9 protein-coding genes are annotated in these 19283 nt (G+C 67.1%); 4 read left to right on the top strand and 5 right to left on the bottom strand.

Annotated features, from left to right (window positions below; translation table 11 throughout):
* Positions 1-190: 190 nt before the first annotated feature.
* Both ACTOWJ_RS08750 and ACTOWJ_RS08745 read right to left on the bottom strand, forming a co-directional pair.
* Entirely contained in the window at positions 191-1396 is a 1206-nt protein-coding gene (locus tag ACTOWJ_RS08750) for a DesA family fatty acid desaturase (protein WP_441334215.1), read from the bottom strand.
* A 416-nt stretch (positions 1397-1812) separates the two neighbouring features.
* Positions 1813-2730: a CHAD domain-containing protein gene (locus tag ACTOWJ_RS08745; RefSeq protein ID WP_441334214.1), complete on the bottom strand. Its 918-nt coding sequence runs from the start codon at positions 2728-2730 to the stop codon at positions 1813-1815.
* A gap of 67 nt (positions 2731-2797) precedes the next feature.
* On the opposite strand from ACTOWJ_RS08745, the gene mutM reads away from it, so the two are divergent.
* The 3 genes from mutM to ACTOWJ_RS08730 all read left to right on the top strand — a co-directional run bounded on the left by mutM (position 2798) and on the right by ACTOWJ_RS08730 (position 7404).
* Positions 2798-3610, top strand: a complete 813-nt coding sequence (gene mutM / locus ACTOWJ_RS08740) for a bifunctional DNA-formamidopyrimidine glycosylase/DNA-(apurinic or apyrimidinic site) lyase (RefSeq protein WP_441334213.1) — start codon at positions 2798-2800, stop codon at positions 3608-3610.
* Positions 3611-3844: 234 nt separating this feature from the next.
* Entirely contained in the window at positions 3845-4417 is a 573-nt protein-coding gene (locus tag ACTOWJ_RS08735; protein ID WP_441334212.1) for an ECF-type sigma factor, read from the top strand.
* Positions 4418-4572: 155 nt separating this feature from the next.
* Positions 4573-7404 (top strand): protein kinase domain-containing protein, encoded by a 2832-nt coding sequence (locus tag ACTOWJ_RS08730; RefSeq protein ID WP_441334211.1) that lies wholly within the window; start codon positions 4573-4575, stop codon positions 7402-7404.
* A 226-nt stretch (positions 7405-7630) separates the two neighbouring features.
* Here the strand turns inward: ACTOWJ_RS08730 and ACTOWJ_RS08725 are convergent, their stop codons facing one another.
* Together ACTOWJ_RS08725 and ACTOWJ_RS08720 are read right to left on the bottom strand one after the other, a co-directional pair.
* Positions 7631-11524 carry a translocation/assembly module TamB domain-containing protein gene (locus ACTOWJ_RS08725; RefSeq protein WP_441334210.1) on the bottom strand — a complete coding sequence of 1298 codons (3894 nt, stop codon included), beginning with the start codon at positions 11522-11524 and terminating at the stop codon, positions 7631-7633.
* A 27-nt stretch (positions 11525-11551) separates the two neighbouring features.
* Entirely contained in the window at positions 11552-13576 is a 2025-nt protein-coding gene (locus ACTOWJ_RS08720; RefSeq protein WP_441334209.1) for an autotransporter assembly complex protein TamA, read from the bottom strand.
* A gap of 244 nt (positions 13577-13820) precedes the next feature.
* Between ACTOWJ_RS08720 and ACTOWJ_RS08715 the strand changes: the two genes are divergently transcribed.
* Positions 13821-16703, top strand: coding sequence for a TonB-dependent receptor domain-containing protein (locus tag ACTOWJ_RS08715; protein ID WP_441334208.1), 2883 nt, complete (start codon positions 13821-13823; stop codon positions 16701-16703).
* Positions 16704-17075: 372 nt separating this feature from the next.
* Here the strand turns inward: ACTOWJ_RS08715 and glyS are convergent, their stop codons facing one another.
* On the bottom strand, positions 17076-19220 hold the full coding sequence (gene glyS, locus ACTOWJ_RS08710) for a glycine--tRNA ligase subunit beta (protein WP_441334207.1): 2145 nt from the start codon (positions 19218-19220) through the stop codon (positions 17076-17078).
* Between the last annotated feature and the right edge of the window lie 63 nt (positions 19221-19283).

Genomic DNA, 19283 nt, shown 5'->3' with positions numbered 1-19283 from the left:
CCGCGATGCGCGGACGCATCGCCGGGTGGCGGGTTGCGTCGGGCCAACCGACCCGACCACGTACTGTGCGCTTGCGCACAGGCACCGATCTGGAACGGACGTCTGGTTTTTCGTCCGGCACGGGCGCCGGCCCCAGAAAAAAAACCGCGCATCGCTGCGCGGGTTTTCGCGGGCCGGCGGACCCGGCGGCTCAGTAGCGCGCCGGCGCCAGGGCGTAGCCTTTCAGTCGCGCCGAGAACGCCTGCAGCGCATGGATGCCGCTGGCCTCGGCTTCCACGCACCAGGCGTGCAGCCGTTGCAGGGTGGCCTGGGCATCGTGCGAGCGGTCGTCGAGCACCTGCGCCAGACGCTGGCGGAAGTCGGCCAGGGTGGCCATGCGCGGACGCTCGTCGACCCAGTTCTGCAGGCGCGTGCGCGCGCCGTCGTCGAGCCAGCGGCCGCCGTCGGCCAGGCCCTTGCGCAGGCGCCGCGGCAGCGAGCGCATGCGGTCGCCGGCATGGCCGGCTTCCTCGCGCAGCGCCGGCAGGGTGACATTGCGGTAGTAGTCGGTCATGGCCTGGAAGCGGATCGCCAACAACGCCTTGAGCGTTTCGCTGTCGGGCATGGCGATGTTCGGGCGCACGTCCAGCGACGGCGCCACCCGCAGCACCTTGGCCAGGCGCAGCACGCTCAGGCCGCGGATCACGGTCCAGCCGATGTCGAACTCCCACTTGCGCAGGGCGAACTTGGCCGAACTCGGAAACGCGTGGTGATTGTTGTGCAGTTCTTCGCCGCCGATCCAGAAGCCCCACGGGGTCAGGTTGGTCGCGGTGTCGGTGGTTTCGAAATTGCGATAGCCCCACCAGTGGCCCAGGCCGTTGACCACGCCGGCAGCCCAGAACGGGATCCACACCATCTGCAGCGCCCACACCGCCACGCCGGCCGCGCCGAACAAGACGAAGCTCAGCACCAGCAGCACGGTCGGGCCCATGGTCGCGTGCGGGGTGTAGAGCTTGCGTTCGATCCAGTCGTCCGGGCAGCCCTTGCCGTACTTCTCGATGTCGTCGCGCTCGGCGCGCGCTTCGCGGTACAGCTCCACGCCGCGCCACATCACCGTGTCGATGCCCTTGAACTGCGGGCTGTGCGGGTCTTCCTCGGTCTCGCACTTGGCGTGGTGCTTGCGATGGATCGCCGCCCACTCCTTGGTGATCATCGAGGTGGTCAGCCAGGTCCAGAAACGGAAGCAATGGGCCAGCGCGGGATGGAAATCGACCGAGCGGTGCGCCATCGAGCGGTGCAGGTACAAGGTCACCGACATGATGGTGAGCTGGGTCACCACCAGGAAGTAAACGACAAGCTCCCAGAAACTGGCCTGGGCCAGTCCGCCGGCAAGAAAATCGATCAGGGACGCGGGCATTGCAAACTCCGGAAGCGGCGGTGGCTGTGGCGACAGCCGGGTGAGTCGGCCTTAGGCCAATTAAAGGACAGTTGTATATCGGATGATGCCACTTTCAAATGACCGTTCGCGCCTGTACGGCATGCGGGCCTGTGATGGGGTCGTAAATTCCAACGGGCAAGACGCGGGAAAACGGGCAGGACTGAGTGGTTCAGGTGATTGGCATGGCTTGGCAGGCGCTGATCGCAGGCCGAAAGAAGGGGCTTGAGCCCCGGAGCGCCGATCGCAGGCCGGAAGTCTTTTGTGGGAGGGGGCTTCAGCCCCGACGCTTTCCGGTCTGGCCAAGCAATCGCCTCCCGGGGCGAAGAGCGTCGGGGCTGAAGCCCCTCCCACGAGACCTCGAAAGGTCTCGGGTCTCGGCTCGCGCACCACCCGGGTCAGCCGCCCGCGATCTCCGCGCCACCGGCGATGCGCTCGCGCTGCCCGGCCAATTCGGCCTCGGCGAATCGCCGCAGCGCGGTCCGGTCGACCTTGCCGAATACCGAGCGCTTGCCGCAGTGGTCCAGCAGCAGGTTCAGGTCCTGGGCCTCGCCCAGGCGCTCGATCTGGTGCTTGTCGAACTTCGGCGCGTCGCGGCCGAGCTTGGCCACCTTGAGCGCGCGCTGCTGTTGCGAAAGCCGGCGGGCGCGGCGGCGCCAGTCGTGCCAGTCCTCGTCCAGGCCGCTGCGGCGGGCGCGGGCGCCGGTCTGGGCGACCCGGTCCAGGCTGGCGGCCACCGCCGCACGCCAGTGTTCGGACTGCAACTCCGCCCAGGGCAGGGCGCGCAGAGCCGCGCGCAGCACCTTCAGCATGGAACGCCGCGCGCCCAGGTCCGGATCCTCGGCCCGGGCCTGCCGGGCCGCCTGCGCACGCGCGGCCGCGGCGCGGCGACGGGCCCGCATCAGCAGCGGACGGATCTCGGGGTCGGTGTGACCGCGCAGCAGGCGGTCGAGGGTTTCCACCAGCGCGTGCGCGTCGCGCAGGGTCGACAGATCGCGGTTGAGCTGGCGCAGTTCGCGATCGACCAGCGCCGCGCCGGGGCCCAGCGCCGCGCCGCCCAGAGCCAGGGTCGCGCGCGCCCGGCGCAGACTCTTGCGCGCCAGATGCACGCCGGCGTGGATGCGGTTGCCGCGCCAGCCCAGCTCGTCCAGGGCCGCATCGAGCTCTCGCGATGCGAAAGCGCGCAGGCGCAGACCCGGCGGGCGCTCCCCGGCGGTCGCCGAATCGTCGACTGAATCGGATGAGGAACCGGCGCCGCGCGGCGCGCCGGACTTGAGCCCGGCGGCGGTTTCCTCCGATGCACTCGCCTGCAACATGGCGGACTCCATACGTCGCGACCGGTACGTGTCGGCACCGGCTTGACCGGGATAGTACGCTGGAGCCATGCCTGAATTACCTGAAGTCGAAACCACCCGGCGCGGCCTGGCGCCGCACCTGGAAGGCCGCCACGTGGTGACCGCGATCCTGCGCCGGCCCAACCTGCGCTGGCCGATCCCGCTGCAGATCGAAGACACCCTGCCCGGCCAGCGCATCGACGCGGTGCGCCGCCGCGCCAAGTACCTGCTGCTGGACACCGCCGCCGGCAGCGCGCTACTGCATCTGGGCATGTCCGGCAGCCTGCGGGTGCTGCCCGCCGATACGCCGGTGCGCGATCACGACCACGTCGATCTGCTGCTCGACAGCGATCGGGTGCTGCGCTTCAACGACCCGCGCCGCTTCGGCTGCCTGCTCTGGCAACCGCCCGGGGAAACCCACGAACTGTTGCGCGATCTGGGCCCGGAGCCGCTGTCGGACGAATTCGACGGCGACTACCTGTTCGACCTCAGCCGCGGCCGCAAGGCGCCGGTGAAGACCTTTCTGATGGACCAGAAGGTGGTGGTCGGCGTCGGCAACATCTACGCCGCCGAAGCCCTGTTCGCCGCCGGCGTCTCGCCGCTGCGCGCGGCCGGCAAGGTCTCGCGCGAGCGCTACGGCGAGCTGGCCGGATCGATCAAGACCATCCTGAGCTACGCGATCCAGCGCGGCGGCACCACTTTGCGCGACTTCATCAGTCCCGACGGCGCGCCGGGCTATTTCGAGCAGGAACTGTCGGCCTACGGTCGCGGCGGCGAACCCTGCCCGCGCTGCGGCCGGCCGCTCAAGCAGGCCAGCATCGGCCAGCGCACCACGGTGTGGTGCGGACACTGCCAGCGCTGAGCCGGACGGCCGGCGCCATCCCCGATGGACGGTCGAACGGCCGCCGTCCATCGGTCCCTGATGGCGCCTGTTATCCGGCGCGCACCCCGCGCGTTCATCCGGCGGGGCGATTCGTACGCATTTCGGCCATCATTCAAGTGGACGCCATCGTGCTGCGGCAAGCAGGATTGATGCCACCCGTGCCGCTACCAACGGAAGATGAACGCGCTATAGTCGCGTCCAGTCGAGGGGTATATGACCGATAGCGCAGACATCACCATCCTGCTGGATGCCGCCCGCGAGGGCGACCGCGGTGCGCTCGATCGCGTGCTGGCGACCCTGTACCAGGAGTTGCACACCATGGCCCGGCGCCAGCTCGCCGGCCAGCACGGTCAGACCCTGGACGCGACCGCGCTGGTGCACGAGGCCTATCTGAAGCTGGTCGGTCGCCGCGAAGCCCAGTTCGACGATCGCGCCCACTTCTTCGCTTACGCCGCCTCGGCCATGCGCAGCGTGGTGGTGGACTACGCGCGTCAGCGCATGGCGCAGAAGCGCGGCGGCGATCTGCACCGCGTCACCGAGCTGCCCGAAGACGTCGAAGGCGGCCTGCGCCTGGACGAAGACACCCTCGGCCTGGACACCGCGCTGACCAAGCTGGCCGCGGTCGACCAGCGCCTGGCGCAGGTGGTGGAACTGCGTTATTTCGCCGGCCTGTCCGAGCTGGAAATCGCGGCGCTGCTGCAGCGTTCCGAGCGCAGCATCCGCCGCGACTGGCAGAAGGCGCGGCTGTTCCTGTTGGCCTCGCTGCAGGACGAGCCCAACCGCTGACGGCGACCGCGTCGCCGGCCGCTCGCGCGCAGCGCGCCTGCAAGGAAGTGCGCACCGTCATGACCGTCAACGCCGTATCCGCATTCAACGCCAAACCCGTGTGCACCGCCTGCACCGCCCGCGCCGTCGCGGCGTCGCGGCCGGCCTGATCGCGCATGGATGCCGAGCGTTGGCAACGCCTGTCTCCGCTGCTCGACGCGCTGCTCGAGCTGGATCCCGACGCCCGCGCCGAACGCCTGCGCGAATTGCGCGCCGACGATCCGCGACTGGCCGACGATCTGGCCGGCCTGATCGCGCTGGAAGAAGGCCATGAAGATTTCCTGTCCGAGCCGCTGGTCGCGCCGCAGGTCAGCGGCATGCGACCGGGCGTGGAAGTGGGTTCCTACCGCCTGGAAAGCCTGCTCGGCGAAGGCGGCATGGGCCAGGTCTGGCTGGCCTCGCGCGCCGACGGGTTGTACCAGCGTCGGGTCGCGCTGAAGCTGCTGCGGCCGGGCCTGGCCGACACCAACCTGCGCACCCGCTTCACCCGCGAACGGCAGATCCTCGCGCGCCTGGCCCATCCGCACATCGCCCGCCTGCTCGACGCGGGCGTGACCCGCGACGGCCTGCCGTATCTGGCGCTGGAATACGTCGAAGGCGAACCGATCACCGACTACTGCCGCAATCAACGCACGCCGCTGGACAAGCGTCTGCGCATGTTCCAGCAGATCTGCGATGCGGTCAGCCACGCCCACGCCAACCTGATCGTGCATCGCGACCTCAAGCCGTCCAACATCATGGTCACCCCGGGCGGCGACGTGCGCCTGCTCGATTTCGGCATCGCCAAACTGCTCGACAGCGGCGACGGGCCGTTGCCCGATCAAACCCGCACCGGCGCGCGCGCGTTCACCTTGCACTACGCCGCGCCCGAGCAGGTGCGCGGCGAGCCGGTCACCACCATGACCGACGTGTATTCGCTCGGCGTGGTGCTGTACGAACTGCTCACCGACGCCAAGCCCTACAAGCTCAAGCGTCAGACCGACGCGGAATGGGAAGAAGCGATTCTCGCCGCCGATCCGTTGCGGCCTTCGCAAGCGGTGCTGCGTTACGCCGACGCCAGCGACGACGATATCGACCCGGTGTCGCTGCGCCGACTGGGCCGGCAACTCGCCGGCGATCTGGACAACATCGTTCTCAAGACCCTGGCCAAGCGGCCCGAGCAACGTTATCCCTCGGTGGAAGCGCTGTCGCTGGATCTGCAGCGCTTCGAAGCCGGCCGGCCGGTGCTGGCGCGCGCGCAGAGCCTGCGCTATCGCTTCAACAAATACGTCGCCCGTCATCGCTGGGCCCTGGCGACCGCCGCGCTGGTCGCGGTGGTGCTCAGCGCCGCGCTCGGCATCGTCGCCTGGCAAGCGCGCGAAGCGGTCGGCGAAGCCGCGCGCGCGCAGGCGATGCAGGACTTCATGGTCGGCCTGTTCGAAAGCGCGCGCGGCACGCCCGAAGGCGAGGCGCTGGATCTGCGCGGCCTGCTCGATGCGTCGGTGGCGCGCGGCAATCGCGAACTCGCGCGGCAACCGCGTGCGCGCGCCGAATTGTTCGGAGTGATCGCGCGATTGCGCACCAGCCTGGGCGACTACAACGAAGCGCGCGCGCTGCTCGATCGCCAGACCACGATCATGGCCTCGGCCAACGACATCCCCGACAGCCTGCGCCTGGAATCGCTGACCCAGCGCGGCAAAGTGCTGCGCCTGCTGAATCTGCCGCGCGACTGCGCCGTGCTGATGCAACCCGCGCAGGACCTGGCGCGACGCGAGCAATCGCAATTGCCGTTGCAATCGAGCGAATTCTTTTCCGAACTCGGCCGTTGCCGCCGCGGCAACGGCGAACGCCAGGTCGCGCGGCAGCTGTTCGAGCGGTCGCTGGCGATCCGCCGCGAAATGCTCGAGAACACCGACGTGGGCGAAGTCGAAAACCTGATGGATCTGGCCGGCCTGCAGGCCGATGCCGGACAAAGCCGCGAAGCGCTGCAGGGTTTGGAACAGGCGCGCCGCCGGCTGCAGCAAAGCGTCGGCGACCGCCATCCGCTGCAGGTCGAGATCGGCTACAACCTGGCCGCGCTGCGCCGCGAACTGGGTCAGCTCGGCGATGCCGAACGCGATGCCAGCGACGCGCTGGCGATCGCGCTGGAAGTCAACGGCGCCCAGCACCCGGCAACCTTGGCGGTACGCCGGCAACTGGCCGCGCTGCACGTGGATCAAGGCCAGTTCGTCCAGGCCCAGAGCGAGTACGAGCTGATCCGCGGCCTGCTGACCCAACGCCTGGGACCGGAACATCCGGAACTGGCCGGCGTGCGCAGCGCGCTCGGCACGATCGCCTGGGAACGCGGCGACCAGGATCGGGCGCTCGGCGAGTTCAAGCGCGCGGTCGACATCGCGCGCAAGAACCCCGACCCGACCGCGCGCGCGGATCGTCTGGCCGAGCTGTTGTTCGATCAATCCAAGGTACTGCACGAAGCCGGCCGCGACAGCGAAGCGCGCGGTCTGCTGGAACACGCCCGCAATCTGCGCCTGAAGCGGTTCGGCCCCGACCACGGCAGCGTCGGCGACACCGAACGCCTGCTCGGCGACGTGGAACTGGCGCTGGGCGAACCCGAACTGGCGCTACCGCGGTTGCAACGCGCCTTGCAGATCACCCGCAAGGCCTACGGGCCGCGCCATCCCAACACCCGTTACGCCGAACTCGACCTCGCCCGCGCCGAAGCCGTGAGCGGCGACAGCGCGGCCATCGCCCAACTCGATTCGCTGGCGCAACTGCCGACCACCGACGAAGCCCTGCGCAAGATCGGCTGGCGCGCCCAGGCTTACGCCGCGCAGGCGCGCTGCGTGGGCACGCAACGCGGCCAATCGCGGGCGACGCTCGACGGACTGCTGCGCACGATCGCCGAAGTGCGGCTCGACGGCAGCGAAGTGCAGCGCGAGGTGCAGGTGATACGCGACGCATGCGAGTGAACCTCAGGCTCAGCTGACGCGTCAGCGGCCTCGTTGGTAATCGCACGAGCTGTGGCCGCTTCTTTCACTGCTCTGATGGGCCGTCAGCATTTTTTATCGAGAACAGATCTGACTCACGGCCCTGAAAGACTCATTCCGGCAGCGCCGGCGCGACCCGGCCCGGTTCCGCACCGCAATGCCCGGCGCGAGCGCCGTCGAGAAAGCACAACGCCAACCCGAGCGCGGCCTACTTTTCCTTCCGCCAATTCACCGAAGCGCGATTCTCCAGCGTGCTCGATTCGATCTCGATATCGAAGCCCTTGCGCAGCAGATACTTCAACGTCAGCACCTGGCCGGTGCCGAGCAGCGATACGCCGTAACCGACGTACAAGCGCGGCGAAAGGTACTTGCCGACGCCGAGCACCGAACCGCCGAGCGCGCGACTTTCCATCACGCCCGCATCGTCCAGGCCGATCTTGGCGCCGAGCTGCGACGCCAGCAGGCCGCCGCCGGCCGACAGCGCGGCGCTGGCGGCGTTGAGCTGCTTGTTCTCGTCGCCGCTGGCCGAGGACAACGGTCGGCCCAGGGCCAGATACGCCAAGGCTTCGGATTGCGAACTGGCCGGATCGGACCAGACGTTGACCTGCGGCGAGCTCACCCGTCCGCTGATGTCGACGCCGGCCTTGACCGCGCCGACTTCGCGTTCGGCGCGCACGTCCAGGATCGGATCGGACACCGGTCCGTTGTTCCAGTTGAGATTGCCGCGAGTGATCTGCAGCTTCTGGCCGTAGGCGGTGTAGCGGCCTTCGATGTTGAGCGCGCCGTTGGCGGTCATCTCGCGGCCGGGCTTGGAACGCACCCGCATCTGGCCGCCGAGCTTGCCGTCCAGACCGAAACCGTTGAGCTTGACCTGCTCGCCGACGATCAAGGTCAGGTCCAGCTCCAGCGGCGAGGCGCCGGTGTCTTCCGGATCGACCGGATCGAGCACGACCACGTCCTCGGACACCGACACGCCCTGGTCCAGGCGTTCCAGGTCGATGCGCGCCGAGGGAATGGTGACCTTGCCGGTGACGTTCAACGGCTGCTTGGCCGCGTAACGCACGGTCAGGTCTGGATCGGCGATCGCGCGCAGATCGCGGGTGTCCGATGCCAGCACGTTACTGCCGCGCAGGTTCAGCACCAGCGGCGTGTCGTCGCCCTGCCAACCCAGGGTGCCGTCGATGTTGAGCGTGCCTTCGCCCGAACGCACGCTGCCGGCGATGCGGGCGCTGCCGTCGGGCTGCGCGTCCAGACGCACGTCGCCGTCCTGCAACACGATGCCGAGCGAGGGCACTTCGGTGGTGAACTGCGACAAGCGCGCCTGCCCGCCGAGCAGCGGCTGCGAACGCGTGCCGGCCAGGCTGATCCGGCCTTCCAGCTTGCCCTTGGGCTCGACGATGTCCGGCGAGAACAACTCGATCCAGGTCAACTCGTCGGTATTGACCGCGACGTTGCCCGACAGCGGCGCGTACGCGTCCCAGCCGGTGCTGACGATGGCGTCGATGCGGCCGTCGTCGTTGAAGCCGGCCTTGAGTTCGGCGTTGAGCTTGTTCGGATCGAAACTGCCCTTGAGCGAGAGCTCGTTGTAGCGCAGCAATTCGCGCCGTGCGCGCTCACTGAACTTCAGGCCGCCGCCGCTGGAAGCGAGGTTGAACTGACCGCGCCAGCCGTTGCCGACCGGACGCAGCTCGGCATCGAGCGCGATCTCGCCGCGCAGAATCCACGGCCGCTTGTCGCTGCGCTCGGGCAGGTACGCCTGCGCCAGCATCAGCGGCAAGCCCTGGCCTTTCAGATCGACGCCGCGACGCGGCCAATCCGCGCTCGCGCACAGCGAACCACCGCCGCTGGAGGCCAAACAAGCATTCGTCAGTGAGCCGTTGCGTCCGTCCCAACGGAACTGCGCGGCCTGCTGCAATCGCCACGACGCGCCCTTGCTCGGCGCCAAATGCAGCGACGCAAGCGCACCTTGCCACGTCGCGCCGCGTTTTTCCGCATTGCCGGACAGATCGAGATTGGCCACCTCGCTGCGCGCCTGCAACTGCAGTTGCAAGGCTTCTACCGCGCCTTGCGCATCCACGCTCAGCGACGACAGCGCGATGCCGGCGTCGAGTTCGTTCGCGCGCAACGCCAACTGGCCGCCGCGGCCGCGCCACGGCAAGCGGCCCTTGGCGCTGAAGCCGGCGGCCTGGTAGTCGCCGTACTTCAATCCGCTGCCGCTCAGATCGGCATCGATGTTCGGCGCATCGGCCGCGCCGGTCAGCTTCACCGTGCCGCTGAGGCTGCCCGCGGTGCCCGGCAGCAAATCGTTGAGTTGCAGCGGCGCGAACTTGGCATCGATATCGATAGCTTGCGCGTACTTGCCCTTGGCGTCGACGCGGCTGCCGCCGAGGGTCAACGCCACTTCGCCTTCATACGCATCGCCGGTCTTGCCCGGCGCGGCGCCGCGCATGAGGAAATCGCCGCGCCCGCCGAGCGGGCGATCGCGCAAACGTCCGCCGAGCTGCTCGGCGCTGGCCTTGATGTCCAGCCCGCCGTCGTCGCGGGTGACGCCGGTGGAAGCGAGCTTGCCGTCGACCGCCCCCTTGAACTGCGGCGCGAAGTAACCCGGGTCGAAGCCCGACAAAACGGCCTTGAAATCCCAGCTCAGTTTCGGCGCCCAGGCGACTTCGCCGCTGCCGTCGAGCAGGCCGGTCGGCATCTTGGCCTTGAGCGTCTTCAAGCTCATCCGCTGATCGTCGCCGCGTCCGTCGAACTCGACGGTGGCCGCCTGCTTGTCGCGTACCAGCCGGGCGTTGCCGATCGCCGCCCAGGCCTTGATCGTGCCGGCAAAGCCCAGATCGGCGCTTTCCAGCGTCACCGCCGGCGTGTCCGGCGTCTGCGCGGCCTGCGAAGGCTTGGCGATCGACTTCAACGTGGTCGGCGCGACCTTGCCGCCCCAGCTCAGGCCACGCGCGTTGACCTGGAACTTGAACTGGCCGTTGTCGGCATCGGTGAAATCTGCATGGCCGCGCAAGGTCGCGGTGCCGTCGAACAACTGCAGCGCCAGCGGCTGCACGTCGAGCAGCTGCTCCTTCAACGAAATCTTGGAAGGCAACACGCTGATCGCCAGATCGCCCTGGCGGAATTCGCCGCTCAGCTCGGCCTTGCCGCCGACGCCGGATGCGTCGAAACGCAGCGCCATCGGTGTGTCGCTGGGCTTGGCGTCGGGCGAAGTCAGCAGACCGATGTCGAGCGCATCGCTGCGCGCGTGCAGCTGCCAGTTCGGATCGTCCTTGCCGCGCAAGGTCAGGGTCAGCCGCACCGGTCCCGGCGCGGCGCCGGCCACCGCCACGTCCATGCGCGCCAGATCGCCGCGCGCGACCAAACCCAAGCGCGGAGGCGTGCGGCCGGCGGCGCTCGGCAGCACCGCGGTGGCGATCAGATCGGTCTTGAAATCCTTGCGCGGCTCATAGCCGCCGTGCACGGTGAAATGGCCGCGGTCGGTATCGGCGTCGAGTTTTTCGACATGCAGCTTGCCCGACTGCGCATCCAGGCCGGCGCGCAGGCGGCGCACGTCGATCAGATGCTCGCCGCCCCGACTGACCTTGAATCCGTCGATGCGCACATCGTCGGCCTGCAAGGCCAGCGGCGGTTCGATCTGCGGCAGCACCTCGGGCCAACGCGGCAACTCGAACGGCTCGTCGCTTTTTTCGATGTCCAGCGTGGCGGTTTCGACCTGCAACGCATCCAGCCGCAGCTTGCGGCCCAGCAGCGGGCGCAGCGCCGGATCGATATAGATGCGATCGGCGGTGAACACGGTGTTCTTGTAGGCGAAACGCACGCCGCGCAAGGTCAGCGGGCCCGACAGCGGGCCTTCGGCGGATTTCCAGGTGAACGTGGAATCGGCCGGCAGGCGCGCGACGATTTGCGACAGCAGCAGATCGCGGCCGGCGATGGTCGCGATCAGCCAGTACACCGCGAAGGCGATCAACAAGGTCAGCGCCGCGGCGGCCAGGCTGCTGCGCCAGGCCCAGCGCTTGGCGGCGGCTCGGCGACGGCGGCGGCGCTCGAGCAACAGCTCTTCGGCGCTGGGGGTCTGCGATGGCGGGGGCGTATCGCTCATGTGCTCGGTGGTCGTCCTGTCCGCGCCTTACAGATCGGCGCCGATGTTGAGATAAAGCTGAAAACCCGAATCCGGGTTGTCCAGACCGCGGGCGATGTCGACGCGCAGCGGCCCGACCGGCGAACGCCAACGCACGCCGACGCCCACGCCGGTGCGCATCTTCAGCTTGTCGTCGACGCCGCTCGCGCCCTCGTCCGCGCCGCCCCAGGCGCTGCCGCTGTCGACGAACACCGCCGCGCCCCAGCTGTCGTTGAAGTACTGCTCGAATTCGATGCTGCCGGTGACCACGTTCTTGCCGCCCAGCGCGAACGCCTTGCGTCCGGGAATGGCCGGAATGCGCGGGCCGATCTCGCGCCATTCGTAGCCGCGAACGCTGCGGTCGCCGCCGGCGTAGAAGCGCAAGGACGGCGGCATGTCGACCAGGGCATTGGTGAAGGTGTGGCCGACTTCGCCGCGCGCGATCAAACGGCTGCGCGGTCCCAGGCCTTTGTACCAACGCGTGGCGAGGTGCGCCTGAAAGAAGTTGGCGTCCGAACCCAGCGCTTCCAGACCGCCGCGCAACAGACCGGTGGCGCTGATGCCGTTGCGCGGATACAGACGGTCGTCGGCATCGATGTACTCGGCGCGCAAGGAGGGATACAGGAACGTCGCGGTGCGGTACTCCACCGGCGTGGTCGGATCGCCGTCGTCTTCGTCGGCGTAGGCCCAGCGCTCGCGCACACCGTGCAGCGACGCGGTCGCGGTCCAGTGCTGGTTGATCTTGCCGCTGCGGCTGGCGACCAGCTCGATCCGGCGCGAATCGATGTAATCGGTCTGCTCGTCCGCGCCTTGCAGGCTGATGGTGTACCAGCCGTCGAGCCAGGCGAAGGCGGGAATGCGGTACTGCAAGGTCGCGGTCTTGCGGCGCTGGGCGAAGTCGATCTGCGCCAGCGCTTTATGCCCGCGATCGTTGAGATAACGCCGCTCCACGCCCAGGCGCACGCCGGCGCCGCTGTCGGTGCCGTAACTCACGCCGGCGGTGTAGATGCTGCGCTTTGCCGGGGTCAGAGTGACCTTGACCGGTACCTGGCCGTCGACCGCGTTTTCCGGCTGCGGCTCGATGTCGATGGTGGAGAAATAGTCCAGCCGCGCCAGTGATTCGCGGAAGGTGTCGAGCTTGCGTTGGTGGTAGTAACTGCCTTGTTCCCAGTACACCAGACGTTCGAGCAGGCTGTCGCGGATGATCCGCTTGGGCGTCTGCTCGAAGCTGATCGGGCCCATGTCGTAACGCTGGCCGCTGGTCCAGACCAAGTCGATATCGGCGGCGTTCTGCGCGCGCGTGACTTCCACTCGCCGCGAAGAAAAATCGGCGTCGAAGTAGCCGCGTTCCGCGAGCCGGCGGCTGATCTTGGTCTTGCTGGCTTCATAGGCGGGGTGATTGAAAATCTGTTCCGGACCGGGCTTGAACGCGGCCAGATCCTGCTTGAGGTAACGGTCGTCGCTGCCCGCGCCGAGGATGGCGATATCGGAACGGCGCACCTTGACCGGCGCGCCCTTGTCGACGGTGATGGTGACGGTGATCGGCGGCGAGGCGGCGGTCGGCGAAGCGGCGGTTGATGAAGCCGCGCTCGAATCCGAACCGGTTCCCGTGTCGGTATCGGCAGTGGTCCGATTGCCCGGACCATTGCCTGCATTGCCTGCATTGCCTGCATTGCCTGCATCGGCGGCACCTGCCTCGCCCGCGTCGGCCGGCGCGTTGGGATCGGTGCCGGCCGGCGTCGCGATCCGCCGAGTGCCGCGCGAATCCTCGATCTTGATCGTCGGCGAGTAATAGCCGAACGGCTCCAGCGCTTCGCGAGTCTCGTTCTCGGCCTCGCGCAACAGATAACCCAAACGGCGTCCGGACACGTCCTTGCCGATGGTGTCCACCAACGACAACGAAACCCGCACGTTCTGGGTCATGGCCTCATCCAGGCCGTGGATCTCGACTTTGCCGACTGTGGCGGCAGAGGCTGTACCGGCAGCCCCGCAGCCCAGGGCCACGGCAAAAAAAAGGCGGGGGATCAATGGCATAGCGCGCAGGATAACCGGTAAAGGCTTGTATTGCTTACAAATTTTGGCGTTGAGCGTTGCAGATTAATTGCATCAGCCGTTAAGAAGTCGTAATTTCGGTTTCAGGGGAACTGACCGCGAAGCGCTGGGGGCTGCGCTGCGGACACTCGGGGTCTCCTAGCTCAAGACCAACCCACTCTTCCAATCACCAGGGAAGTCGCACGGTAGGGAAGCAATGTCACTGCACATTTCAGGAGTCCACTTCGTGAATAGAAAATTACTGACCACGGCTGTTTGCGCCGCACTGACCAGCGTGGTCGCGCCGGCGTACGCCCAGCAAGCCGAGGCGACGTCGGACGATGGCGTCACCAAGATCGAGACCGTCACCGTTACCGGCTCGCGCATCTCCAATCCGAACGTAGTTTCGGCGCAGCCGGTCAGCGTGCTCACCGCCGCGGACATCAAGGCCACCGGCGCGGTCAACATCGGCGACGTGCTGACCACCATGCCGCAGCTGGCCACTAGCTTCACCATGGGCAACTCGACCCAATTCATCGGCACCGCCGGCGTGGCGATGCAGGATCTGCGCAACCTCGGCACCGCGCGCACGCTGGTGCTGGTCAACGGCCGCCGCATGGTCGGTTCGTCCTCAGGCACCACCGCCGTCGACACCAACCTGATCCCGGCCGACTGGATCGAGCGCGTGGAGATCATCACCGGCGGCGCCTCGGCCGTGTACGGCGCCGACGCCGTATCGGGCGTGGTCAACTTCATTCTCAAGAAGAAGTACGAGGGCGCGAACCTTCACGCCCAGTACGGCACCAGCCAGCACGGCAATTTCGACAAGGCCTTCGTCTCCCTCACCGGCGGCACCAACTTCTCCGACGACCGCGGCAACATCGCCTTCTCGCTCGAACATTCGCGCCAGGACAGCCTGGAGTTCCGCGACCGCTTCGGCAACGAAGACCTGGTTACGATCACCACGCCGGGCTCGGAATACACCCGCTCGTACTTCCGCAACGGCGGCAACTATGAGTTCACCACCGGCGGCGTATTCGGCTCCAATTTCAGGGATCCGAGCACGCTGAACGTGTTCAACCCGGACGGCAGCTTCCGTCCGCTGCGTATCAACGGCCTGACCGATGCGGGCCGCAGAAGGTGCACCGACTGCGACCATAACGACAGCAACCGCTCGTTCCAGCTGCAGCCCAAGTACGACCGCACCACGCTCAACGTGGTGAGCAGCTTCGATATCAACAACGATCACCGCCTTTACCTGGAAGGCATGTACAACAAGGTGAACGTGAAGTCGGCCTCATCGGGCGCCTTCAACACCTGGGGCACCTACGGCGGCCATTACATCGCCGCCGACAACGCCTACATCAAGCCGGCCCTGGCGGCCGCGACGGGTGGTGAGGACTTCGTAGTCTCGCGCGACGACTTCGACGGCGGCCTGCGCGGCGAAGACACCGAACGCAAGACTCAGCGCCTGGTGATCGGCGCCGAAGGCGCGCTCGGCACCGACTGGCAGTACGACGTGTCGGTGAACTACGGCCGCACCCACGAGCGCCGCCTGAACCTCAACAACCGCTACAACGAGCGTTTCTGGGCGGGTCTGGACGCGGTGACCGATTCTACCGGCAAGATCGTCTGCCGTTCGCAGCGCGATCCCGGCTCGCTCAACGCCACCACCGGCGAAGTCGTCTCCGCGGACGTGGCGGCCAGCTGCGTTCCCTTCAGCGTGTTCGGCGACGGCGCCATTACCCGTCAAGCGCGCGACTGGTTCAATGTCACCACCCTGACCAAGACCCGCCTGACCCAGATGGTCGCCGGCGGTTCGCTGGTCAACAACAACCTGTTCGAGCTGCCGGCCGGCCCGGTCAGCCTCGCCGCCGGTTTGGAATACCGCCGCGAAACCAGCGAGCAGATCAACGATCCGCGCGACATCGCGGGCCTGACCTTCCTCAACGCGATTCCCAGCTCGAGCGGCAGCTACAACGTCCGCGAGCTCTGGCTGGAAACCGCGGTGCCGGTGTTGCACGACCTGCCGCTGATCAAGAACCTCACCATCGGCGGCGCGATCCGCTTCTCGGACTACGACACCACCGGCAATACCCGGGCTTGGCGCTACAACCTGGACTGGGTGATCAACGACAGCCTGCGTCTGCGCGGCAACGCGTCCTCGGCCGTGCGCGCGCCCAACATCGACGAGCTGTTCAGCGGTCAGAGCCAGAACTTCGGCATCGTCGATGATCCTTGCGATGTGCAGCAGATCGGTCGCGCCACCAATCCGGACGTGCGCCGCGCCAACTGCACCGCGCTGGGCTTGCCGGCGAACTTCCGCGACGAAGTCACCGGCAGCAACCAGGGCTTGTCCGGCAGCAACCCCAACCTCGAACCGGAAACCGGCCGCACCTGGACCGCCGGCTTCGTGTTCACGCCGAGCTTCCTGGAAGGCTTCAGCCTCAACGTCGACTACTGGGAAATCAAGCTGCGCAACGCGATTTCGATCCTCGATTTCGAGACGACCGCGCAGCGCTGCGTCGACTCCCCCGGCGGCATCGGCAACGTCTATTGCAACAACATCGTGCGTCGCGGCGACGGCCAGATCGACCGTGTGACCGCGATCTATCAGAACATCGCGGCCAAGGAAACCGACGGCGTCGACATCGGTGTCCAGTACGTCCACGACCTGTACGGCGGCAAGATGAACTGGAAGCTGGATGCGAGCCGCGTTCTGGGCTACACCGACTACCCGTTCCAGGACGACCCGAACTCGGCGGTCGATTACCTCGGCGCACTGGGCTACCCCAAGTGGAAGGCCAGCTTCAGCGCCGGCTACACGCGCGACGATTGGCAGGCGACCTGGAGCACCCGCTTCGTCTCTGGCGTCGCGCGCACGACCGACTACGACACCTACAAGGCCGATCCGTACTTCATCGCGCCGGGCAAGGCCGGCTCCGGCGTCGTCCACGACGTGCGCGTGGGCTACACCTTCGGCAAGACCGGCTGGGATGTCTACGGCGGCATCACCAACGTGTTCGACTCCGATCCGCCGCTGGCGATGTACGGCGATACGTTCGGCTCGGGCGTCTACGACGCCATCGGCCGCGCGTATTACCTGGGCTTCAACTACAAGTTCCTCTGATCCCAGCGATCGGAACGATTTGTACACAACACCAAGGGAGCCGGCGCAAGCCGGCTTCCTTTTTTGTTGTGTCGTCACGCGCGAGTATCCGCCGGAACATCCGCACCGTTTGCTCGCGGGACGACACCCTGGCGAGAGAGGCTTCGCTCCAGCAATGGAAACATCGCTCTTGCGGGAGATGTCTCGATCCCGACACTTTCCCTCCGATTTATCGAGACGAGAGCTGAAAAGCGTCGGGGCTGAAGCCCCTCCCACAATAGACCTCGCGATTCGTTCGGTTCGGCGGTAACGCGAACGCAGCGAATCGCCCATGATGCGGACAAGAAAAAGGCCGGCATGCGCCGGCCTGTTCTGTTACGACAGGTGGGTCGATCAAATCGACAAATGTTCGATCGCCGCGACGCTGCCCAAGCGATCGGACAAGCGCTTGAGCAAGGCCAGGCGATTGTTGCGCACCGCCGCGTCGTCGACGTTGACCATCACCTTGTCGAAGAACGCATCGACCTGCGGGCGCAGCCGGGCGAGGCGGCCGAGCACGGCGACGTAATCGCGTTGGGCGAGCAGCGGATCGGTGTCGGCGATGGCGGCATCGACGGCTTCGGCCAACTCGCGCTCGGCGGGTTCGTTGAACAGCGCCGGATCGATCGCCGTCGGTATTCCGCCTTCGACTTTCTTGAGGATGTTGCGGCTGCGCTTGTTGGCGGCGGCCAGGGCTTCGGCCTCGGGGAGTTTGGCGAATTCGGCGATGGCCTTCAGACGACGGTCGAAGTCGGGCAGCTTGGACAAGCGCAATGCGGAGACCGCTTCGAACTGCTGTGCGGGCACGTTTTGTTCGGTGTAGTAGCTGCGCAGACGTTCGACGACGAAGTCGTAAAGTTCCTCGGCGGTCGACTCGACGTTCGCGTTGGCGCCTTTCTGCTTCGCCGCGTCTGCAGCCTGCGCTTGCTTGCGTGCATCCTCGAAAATGACTGCTCCGTTAGTGGCCATCAATGCAACATCCAAGGCGCTGTCCAGAGATAGATCGATGCCACCTTCGATCAACGTGCGCGCCAACCCCAGTGCACTGCGGCGTAAACTGAAAGGATCCTTGTTGCCGGTCGGCTTCAATCCCGCGGCGAATCCGCCGGCCAGCGTGTCCAGCCGTTCGGCAATCGCGAGCACCCGGCCCAGTCGCGACGGCGCGATCGCGTCACCGGCGAAACGAGGCATATACGCCTCGTCGACCGCATCGGCCACTGCTTGTGCTTCGTTCGCGGCCTGGGCGTAGTAGCGTCCCGCGATGCCCTGCAATTCCGGAAACTCGTTGACCATGCGCGACTGCAAGTCGTTCTTCGACAGCTCCGCTACGCGTCGGGCTTGCGCAGGATCGACACCGGCGATCGGCGCGATCGCCTCGGCCAACGCCGCAACGCGCGCAACCTTATCGGCCACGCTGCCCAGCTTGTCCTGATATTTGACCGTCTTCAGCCCCTCGCCCATCGACTCCAGACCCTGTTTGAGGTCCTCGTCGAAGAAGAACTTGGCATCGGCGAAACGCGGGCGGATCACGCGTTCATAGCCCTTGCGCACCTCGGCCACGTCGTGGCTTTCGATGTTGGCGATGCCGACGAAGCGCTCGCTGAGCTTGCCGGCCGCGTCGAGTACCGGGAAGAACTTCTGATTGGCTTCCATGGTCGCGATCAAGGCTTCCTGCGGCACGGCGAGGAACTCGCGCTCGAACCCGCAGGCGATCGCCACCGGCCACTCGGTCAGGCCGTTGACCTCTTCCAGGATGCCCTCGTCGATGCGCGCCGCGCCGCCGGCCTGCTGCGCGGCGGCGGTGACTTCGCGCACGATGCGTTCGCGGCGTTCGCCCGGGTCGACCAGCACCTTGGCGCCGCGCAGCGATTCGACGTAGTCGCCCGGCGCGCTGAACCACACCGGCTTGTCGTGCATGAAGCGGTGGCCGCGGCTCATGCGGTCGCTGCGCACGCCCAGGATTTCGGCCGGCACCACTTCATCGCCAAGCAACAGCACCAGCCAATGCATCGGCCGGGCGAAACCGTAATCGTGATCGCCCCAGCGCATCGGCTTAGGAATCGGCATCGCCGCGATCGCCTCGCGCACGATCTCCGGCAGCAGGATGGCGGTGTCGGCGCCGGGCTTGGTCGCGCGGTGCACGAAACGCTCGCCCTTGGCGTCGCTGGTTTTTTCCAGCTGGGTCCAGTCGATGCCGGCCTTGGCGGCGAAGCCTTGCAGCGCCTTGGTCGGCTGGCCGTCGGCATCGAGGGCGATGTTGAGATACGGGCCCAGCACTTCGCTGTTCTGCTCGGGCTGGCGCACCGCCACCGCACGCAGCAGCACGGCCAGACGTCGCGGCGTGTAGAGCGGCTTGGCGCCGTCGCGATCGAACTCGATGCCGCGCTTGTGCAGACCGTCGAGCACGCCCTCGAAGAAGGCCTGGGCCAGGCCGGGCAGGGCCTTGACCGGCAGTTCTTCGGTGCCCAGTTCGATCAGGAGAGGTTGGGTCGTGCTCATGCGATGGCCTTTGCGGTTTGCCGTCCGGTTTTCGGACGGCGCCTCGCGCTGCTTGTGCGAGGT

Source organism: Lysobacter sp. CA199, from assembly GCF_052078715.1.
Lineage (GTDB): Bacteria > Pseudomonadota > Gammaproteobacteria > Xanthomonadales > Xanthomonadaceae > Lysobacter.
The sequence above is the reverse complement of the archived record's forward strand: the minus strand, read 5'-3'. Positions and strand labels throughout refer to the sequence as shown.